At 24.3% G+C, this 2,669-nt stretch carries 2 protein-coding genes; one reads left to right on the top strand and one right to left on the bottom strand.

The window, feature by feature from the left end:
- Positions 1 to 158: 158 nt before the first annotated feature.
- Entirely contained in the window at positions 159 to 1,304 is a 1,146-nt protein-coding gene (locus BGI41_RS07695) for an alanine--glyoxylate aminotransferase family protein (RefSeq protein ID WP_088540115.1), read from the bottom strand.
- 367 nt (positions 1,305 to 1,671) lie between these two features.
- On the opposite strand from BGI41_RS07695, the gene BGI41_RS07690 reads away from it, so the two are divergent.
- A complete protein-coding gene (locus BGI41_RS07690) occupies positions 1,672 to 2,400 on the top strand; it encodes a 6-hydroxymethylpterin diphosphokinase MptE-like protein (RefSeq protein ID WP_088540114.1) in 729 nt (242 codons plus the stop codon).
- The last annotated feature ends 269 nt before the right edge of the window (positions 2,401 to 2,669 follow it).

The following is a 2,669-nucleotide window of genomic DNA, read 5'->3' as shown; positions in this document are numbered from 1 at the left end:
TTATTATATAGATTATTTTAAAATTAGTTGTTTTTTTTAGTTTTATTATAAATTAATGAAAAATAGTATTTTTGTTAAATTTAAAAAATTATTTATAATAAATTAGTTTTTTAATATTTAATTTAAAAATTTTTAAAAAAAAGAAAAAAATAGAGGAATTATTGTAAGTAGGTTTCTGCTAATGCAGTTACACCAGCACCTGCTTCTACATCAATTCCAGCTTCGTTTAAAGTCATACCTAATGCAGTAAAGGTTATAGCTAATTCTTTATAATTAGTTGAACCCATATGTCCTATTCTGAAGATTTTACCTTTAAGATGATCTTGTCCTCCAGCTAATTGGACACCATATTTATTTAACATAGTACCTCTAATTTCATCATCAGTTTTTCCTTCAGGCATTTTTACTGCAGTTACAGTACAGGATGCATGTTCTTCTTCTGCAAATAAGTCAAGACCTAATGCTTTTACTGCATTTCTACATGCTTCAGCATTTTTATGGTGACGTGCAATCCTATTATCTAATCCTTCTTTTTCAATATCATTAAGTGCTTCAAGTAATCCGTATATTGAAGATACTGATGGTGTGTATGGAGTTTGAGCAGGATTTTTGTTTCCACTTTCTCTATATTTTTTCATGTTGAAGTAGTAAGTTTGAGCATCTACATTTTCAACAGCTTTCCATGCATCATCACTTAATGTAATAGCAGAAAGTCCTGGTGGTGCTGCTAAACATTTTTGTGATCCTGTAACACAGACATCAATTCCATATTTATCTACTTCTACATTGTCTCCAGCAAGAGATGATACAGTATCTACAACATATAAAGCATCATAATTTTTCATAACTTTACCAATTTCTTTAATAGGTGCAGCTACACCAGTAGATGTTTCGTTATGAATAAGACTTACTGCTTTAATATTTTCATCTGCTTCAAGTGCTGCTTCAATAGCTTCAGGTGTTACAGCAGTTCCCCATTCTATTGCTAATTCTTCTACATCTATTCCATGTACTCTAGCAATATCTGCGAAACGTTCTCCGAATTTACCTCCTACTACACTTAATATTTTTTCTTTAGGATTTGCTATATTTGCTATAGCAGCTTCCATACCACCAGTACCAGATGATGTAAGAATGTAAGATTGATTTTGAGTTTTGAATACTTTAGACATTTTTTCACATGTCTCATTATATATTCTTCCAAACTCGTCTCCCCTATGGTTTACAATGTTTTTGGACATTGCTGCAAGAACATTAGGTTCAACATTTACAGGTCCTGGAAGCATTAATAATATATTATTCATATATGTTTTCCTCCATTAATAAAATCAAAAAAGCCTGATATTTTTTTTCATGATTTTTTTCAAGCCTATATAAATTTTTTATTTATTTAATATTAAAGTTTTTTGTTTATTGCTTGTTTTTAATTTTTTTATTAGTTTAATATTTTATTTTATTTTTTCAATTTTTTTAATACATCTCTTATAATTTTTAATTTTTTATTTTTTTATTCAATTTTTATATTATTTGGAAATATATATAAAAAAATTTTATTCTATAATTAATAGTCTTTTAATTTACTTTTAATTCCTTATTATTCTAGAAAAGTTATTTTCATGATTTTTATTATTTTTAATAAACTTTATTTATATTAAATAGATATATTAAATTATGAAATTTGCAGAATGGGAATTATGGTATAATAAAATTTTAGATGATTTTAATTTTAATCGTGATGATGATGAATCTTCAGCTAAACTTTTAAATAGAATTTTAGATGAAGAAGGTTGTCTTAATCTTGATGATTTAAAAAATGATATTGTAGATTTTAAAAATACAAATAAATTCATAATTTTTGGAGCAGGTCCATCTATTAAAGAACATATTGAATTTATTAAAAATAATTATAATTTAGATGATTATATACTTGTTTCTGCTGATGGTTCTACTACTGCACTTTTAGAAGAACATATTGTTCCAGATATAGTTGCAACAGATTTAGATGGTAATATTGATGATTTGTTAGCTGTTAATTGTAGAGATTCTTATATGGTTATTCATGCTCATGGTAATAATAAAAAAGAAATTGAAAGATATACTTCTTTCTTTGATAATATTTTAGGTACTACTCAATCAACTCCATTTGGACATCTTTATAATTTTGGAGGATTTACTGATGGGGATAGGGCAATGTTTTTATCTCTTGCATTAGGTGCTGAATCATTAACATTAGCTGGTATGGACTTTGGAAATATTGTAACTAAATATTCTAGACCTAAAAATAAAAAATTACTTCAAGATGCTGATGATATTAAAAAGAAAAAATTAGTTTATGCTGAACAGTTAACTAATTGGATTAAAGATAATACTGATGTAAAATTAGTTAACTTATGTGATTAATTTATTTTATTTTAATCATATTTTTAATTTAATTAATTGTATTTTTTATTTCAATATTTTATTTGATAAGTATCTACATGTATTATATTATAATTTAAATTTTTTAATATATTACTTTCATATTTTGGAATATTATTCTAAATTTAATTAAATTTTTTATTTATTGTATTTTTTAGTAATTTTTTATATTATTTTTATTATTTTTTTTTAAGTTCTCTAATTTTTTGTTTAAATTATAGATAAAATTTATTTAAATTTTTTAAAATAAT

It is taken from the genome of Methanobrevibacter sp. 87.7 (genome assembly GCF_002208625.1).
Classification (GTDB): Archaea; Methanobacteriota; Methanobacteria; order Methanobacteriales; family Methanobacteriaceae; genus Methanarmilla.
The sequence above is the reverse complement of the archived record's forward strand: the minus strand, read 5'-3'. Positions and strand labels throughout refer to the sequence as shown.

Coding starts and splice junctions, on each gene's coding strand:
- BGI41_RS07695 (WP_088540115.1), bottom strand. CDS start 1,304: ATGAATAATATATTATTAATGCTTCCAGGACCTGTAAATGTTGAACCT.
- BGI41_RS07690 (WP_088540114.1), top strand. CDS start 1,672: ATGAAATTTGCAGAATGGGAATTATGGTATAATAAAATTTTAGATGAT.